Annotated in this window: 4 protein-coding genes and 1 pseudogene; 4 read left to right on the top strand and 1 reads right to left on the bottom strand. The window is 56.8% G+C overall.

Going from position 1 to position 3,660, the window contains the following annotated elements; genetic code table 11:
- The coding region (locus ACJBF3_RS25860; protein WP_020801416.1) for a class 1 integron integrase IntI1 at window positions 1–216 on the bottom strand (216 nt) is incomplete at its 3' end.
- Window positions 217–361: 145 nt separating this feature from the next.
- On the opposite strand from ACJBF3_RS25860, the pseudogene ACJBF3_RS25855 reads away from it, so the two are divergent.
- From ACJBF3_RS25855 to ACJBF3_RS25840, 4 genes and pseudogenes are all read left to right on the top strand, one after another.
- Window positions 362–1,200, top strand: a pseudogene (locus tag ACJBF3_RS25855) (AadA family aminoglycoside 3''-O-nucleotidyltransferase).
- A gap of 116 nt (window positions 1,201–1,316) precedes the next feature.
- Complete coding sequence (locus tag ACJBF3_RS25850) at window positions 1,317–1,664, top strand: quaternary ammonium compound efflux SMR transporter QacE delta 1 (RefSeq protein WP_000679427.1); 348 nt, start codon at window positions 1,317–1,319, stop codon at window positions 1,662–1,664.
- Window positions 1,658–2,497, top strand: coding sequence for a sulfonamide-resistant dihydropteroate synthase Sul1 (sul1, locus tag ACJBF3_RS25845; protein WP_000259031.1), 840 nt, complete (start codon window positions 1,658–1,660; stop codon window positions 2,495–2,497). The genes ACJBF3_RS25850 and sul1 overlap by 7 nt, the downstream gene beginning before the upstream one ends.
- Before the next feature lie 127 nt (window positions 2,498–2,624).
- A complete protein-coding gene (locus tag ACJBF3_RS25840; RefSeq protein ID WP_000376623.1) occupies window positions 2,625–3,125 on the top strand; it encodes a GNAT family N-acetyltransferase in 501 nt (166 codons plus the stop codon).
- The last annotated feature ends 535 nt before the right edge of the window (window positions 3,126–3,660 follow it).

The following is a 3,660-nucleotide window of genomic DNA, read 5'->3' as shown; positions in this document are numbered from 1 at the left end:
GCGCTCGTTCGCCAGCCAGGACAGAAATGCCTCGACTTCGCTGCTGCCCAAGGTTGCCGGGTGACGCACACCGTGGAAACGGATGAAGGCACGAACCCAGTGGACATAAGCCTGTTCGGTTCGTAAACTGTAATGCAAGTAGCGTATGCGCTCACGCAACTGGTCCAGAACCTTGACCGAACGCAGCGGTGGTAACGGCGCAGTGGCGGTTTTCATGGCTTGTTATGACTGTTTTTTTGTACAGTCTATGCCTCGGGCATCCAAGCAGCAAGCGCGTTACGCCGTGGGTCGATGTTTGATGTTATGGAGCAGCAACGATGTTACGCAGCAGGGCAGTCGCCCTAAAACAAAGTTAGACATCATGAGGGTAGCGGTGACCATCGAAATTTCGAACCAACTATCAGAGGTGCTAAGCGTCATTGAGCGCCATCTGGAATCAACGTTGCTGGCCGTGCATTTGTACGGCTCCGCAGTGGATGGCGGCCTGAAGCCATACAGCGATATTGATTTGTTGGTTACTGTGGCCGTAAAGCTTGATGAAACGACGCGGCGAGCATTGCTCAATGACCTTATGGAGGCTTCGGCTTTCCCTGGCGAGAGCGAGACGCTCCGCGCTATAGAAGTCACCCTTGTCGTGCATGACGACATCATCCCGTGGCGTTATCCGGCTAAGCGCGAGCTGCAATTTGGAGAATGGCAGCGCAATGACATTCTTGCGGGTATCTTCGAGCCAGCCATGATCGACATTGATCTAGCTATCCTGCTTACAAAAGCAAGAGAACATAGCGTTGCCTTGGTAGGTCCGGCAGCGGAGGAATTCTTTGACCCGGTTCCTGAACAGGATCTATTCGAGGCGCTGAGGGAAACCTTGAAGCTATGGAACTCGCAGCCCGACTGGGCCGGCGATGAGCGAAATGTAGTGCTTACGTTGTCCCGCATTTGGTACAGCGCAATAACCGGCAAAATCGCGCCGAAGGATGTCGCTGCCGACTGGGCAATAAAACGCCTACCTGCCCAGTATCAGCCCGTCTTACTTGAAGCTAAGCAAGCTTATCTGGGACAAAAAGAAGATCACTTGGCCTCACGCGCAGATCACTTGGAAGAATTTATTCGCTTTGTGAAAGGCGAGATCATCAAGTCAGTTGGTAAATGATGTCTAACAATTCGTTCAAGCCGACCGCGCTACGCGCGGCGGCTTAACTCCGGCGTTAGATGCACTAAGCACATAATTGCTCACAGCCAAACTATCAGGTCAAGTCTGCTTTTATTATTTTTAAGCGTGCATAATAAGCCCTACACAAATTGGGAGATATATCATGAAAGGCTGGCTTTTTCTTGTTATCGCAATAGTTGGCGAAGTAATCGCAACATCCGCATTAAAATCTAGCGAGGGCTTTACTAAGCTTGCCCCTTCCGCCGTTGTCATAATCGGTTATGGCATCGCATTTTATTTTCTTTCTCTGGTTCTGAAATCCATCCCTGTCGGTGTTGCTTATGCAGTCTGGTCGGGACTCGGCGTCGTCATAATTACAGCCATTGCCTGGTTGCTTCATGGGCAAAAGCTTGATGCGTGGGGCTTTGTAGGTATGGGGCTCATAATTGCTGCCTTTTTGCTCGCCCGATCCCCATCGTGGAAGTCGCTGCGGAGGCCGACGCCATGGTGACGGTGTTCGGCATTCTGAATCTCACCGAGGACTCCTTCTTCGATGAGAGCCGGCGGCTAGACCCCGCCGGCGCTGTCACCGCGGCGATCGAAATGCTGCGAGTCGGATCAGACGTCGTGGATGTCGGACCGGCCGCCAGCCATCCGGACGCGAGGCCTGTATCGCCGGCCGATGAGATCAGACGTATTGCGCCGCTCTTAGACGCCCTGTCCGATCAGATGCACCGTGTTTCAATCGACAGCTTCCAACCGGAAACCCAGCGCTATGCGCTCAAGCGCGGCGTGGGCTACCTGAACGATATCCAAGGATTTCCTGACCCTGCGCTCTATCCCGATATTGCTGAGGCGGACTGCAGGCTGGTGGTTATGCACTCAGCGCAGCGGGATGGCATCGCCACCCGCACCGGTCACCTTCGACCCGAAGACGCGCTCGACGAGATTGTGCGGTTCTTCGAGGCGCGGGTTTCCGCCTTGCGACGGAGCGGGGTCGCTGCCGACCGGCTCATCCTCGATCCGGGGATGGGATTTTTCTTGAGCCCCGCACCGGAAACATCGCTGCACGTGCTGTCGAACCTTCAAAAGCTGAAGTCGGCGTTGGGGCTTCCGCTATTGGTCTCGGTGTCGCGGAAATCCTTCTTGGGCGCCACCGTTGGCCTTCCTGTAAAGGATCTGGGTCCAGCGAGCCTTGCGGCGGAACTTCACGCGATCGGCAATGGCGCTGACTACGTCCGCACCCACGCGCCTGGAGATCTGCGAAGCGCAATCACCTTCTCGGAAACCCTCGCGAAATTTCGCAGTCGCGACGCCAGAGACCGAGGGTTAGATCATGCCTAGCATTCACCTTCCGGCCGCCCGCTAGCGGACCCTGGTCAGGTTCCGCGAAGGTGGGCGCAGACATGCTGGGCTCGTCAGGATCAAACTGCACTATGAGGCGGCGGTTCATACCGCGCCAGGGGAGCGAATGGACAGCGAGGAGCCTCCGAACGTTCGGGTCGCCTGCTCGGGTGATATCGACGAGGTTGTGCGGCTGATGCACGACGCTGCGGCGTGGATGTCCGCCAAGGGAACGCCCGCCTGGGACGTCGCGCGGATCGACCGGACATTCGCGGAGACCTTCGTCCTGAGATCCGAGCTCCTAGTCGCGAGTTGCAGCGACGGCATCGTCGGCTGTTGCACCTTGTCGGCCGAGGATCCCGAGTTCTGGCCCGACGCCCTCAAGGGGGAGGCCGCATATCTGCACAAGCTCGCGGTGCGACGGACACATGCGGGCCGGGGTGTCAGCTCCGCGCTGATCGAGGCTTGCCGCCATGCCGCGCGAACGCAGGGGTGCGCCAAGCTGCGGCTCGACTGCCACCCGAACCTGCGTGGCCTATACGAGCGGCTCGGATTCACCCACGTCGACACTTTCAATCCCGGCTGGGATCCAACCTTCATCGCAGAACGCCTAGAACTCGAAATCTAACGTCCGTTCGGGCATCGAGGTCCATGTCGGGGTGGGACGGGCCCGTGGCTTCAAGATCACTTGCAGTCCGACCGCGATGTCTTGGTTGCGCGAGAGGTTGTCGATATCCTCCACTTCCATCATCAACCCTGGATAATGCCGCCGCCGTCATCGCCGCCGACGCCCGTGCCGGGCTTTTCGGGCCTGTCAGGCTTGCTCGGCCTTCAGCCTGCCTGGGCGAGATCTCCGGCGGACGGATTAACGGCGGAGCTTCGCCGCCTTTCGTGCGTGTGAAGGCCGAAGATAGTTCTCTCAAAAACATCCGTTTATGAGAGATACCAAATGTCATTTTCAGAAGACGACTGCACCAGTTGATTGGGCGTAATGGCTGTTGTGCAGCCAGCTCCTGACAGTTCAATATCAGAAGTGATCTGTACCAATCTCGACTATGCTCAATACTCGTGTGGGCTCTGTTGCAAAAATCGTGAAGCTTGAGCATGCTTGGCGGAGATTGGACGGACGGAACGATGACGGATTTCAAGTGGCGCCATTTCCA

The sequence above is a fragment of the Enterobacter sp. PP-008-ECC_S150 genome (assembly GCF_045257065.1).
Taxonomy (GTDB): Bacteria; Pseudomonadota; Gammaproteobacteria; order Enterobacterales; family Enterobacteriaceae; genus Enterobacter; species Enterobacter chengduensis.
The sequence above is the reverse complement of the archived record's forward strand: the minus strand, read 5'-3'. Positions and strand labels throughout refer to the sequence as shown.

What these genes read in the sequence shown, in the direction of transcription:
- ACJBF3_RS25840 (WP_000376623.1), top strand. Translation starts at nt 2,625, where the DNA reads ATGGACAGCGAGGAGCCTCCGAACGTTCGGGTCGCCTGCTCGGGTGAT.
- ACJBF3_RS25850 (WP_000679427.1), top strand. Translation starts at nt 1,317, where the DNA reads ATGAAAGGCTGGCTTTTTCTTGTTATCGCAATAGTTGGCGAAGTAATC.
- sul1 (WP_000259031.1), top strand. Translation starts at nt 1,658, where the DNA reads ATGGTGACGGTGTTCGGCATTCTGAATCTCACCGAGGACTCCTTCTTC.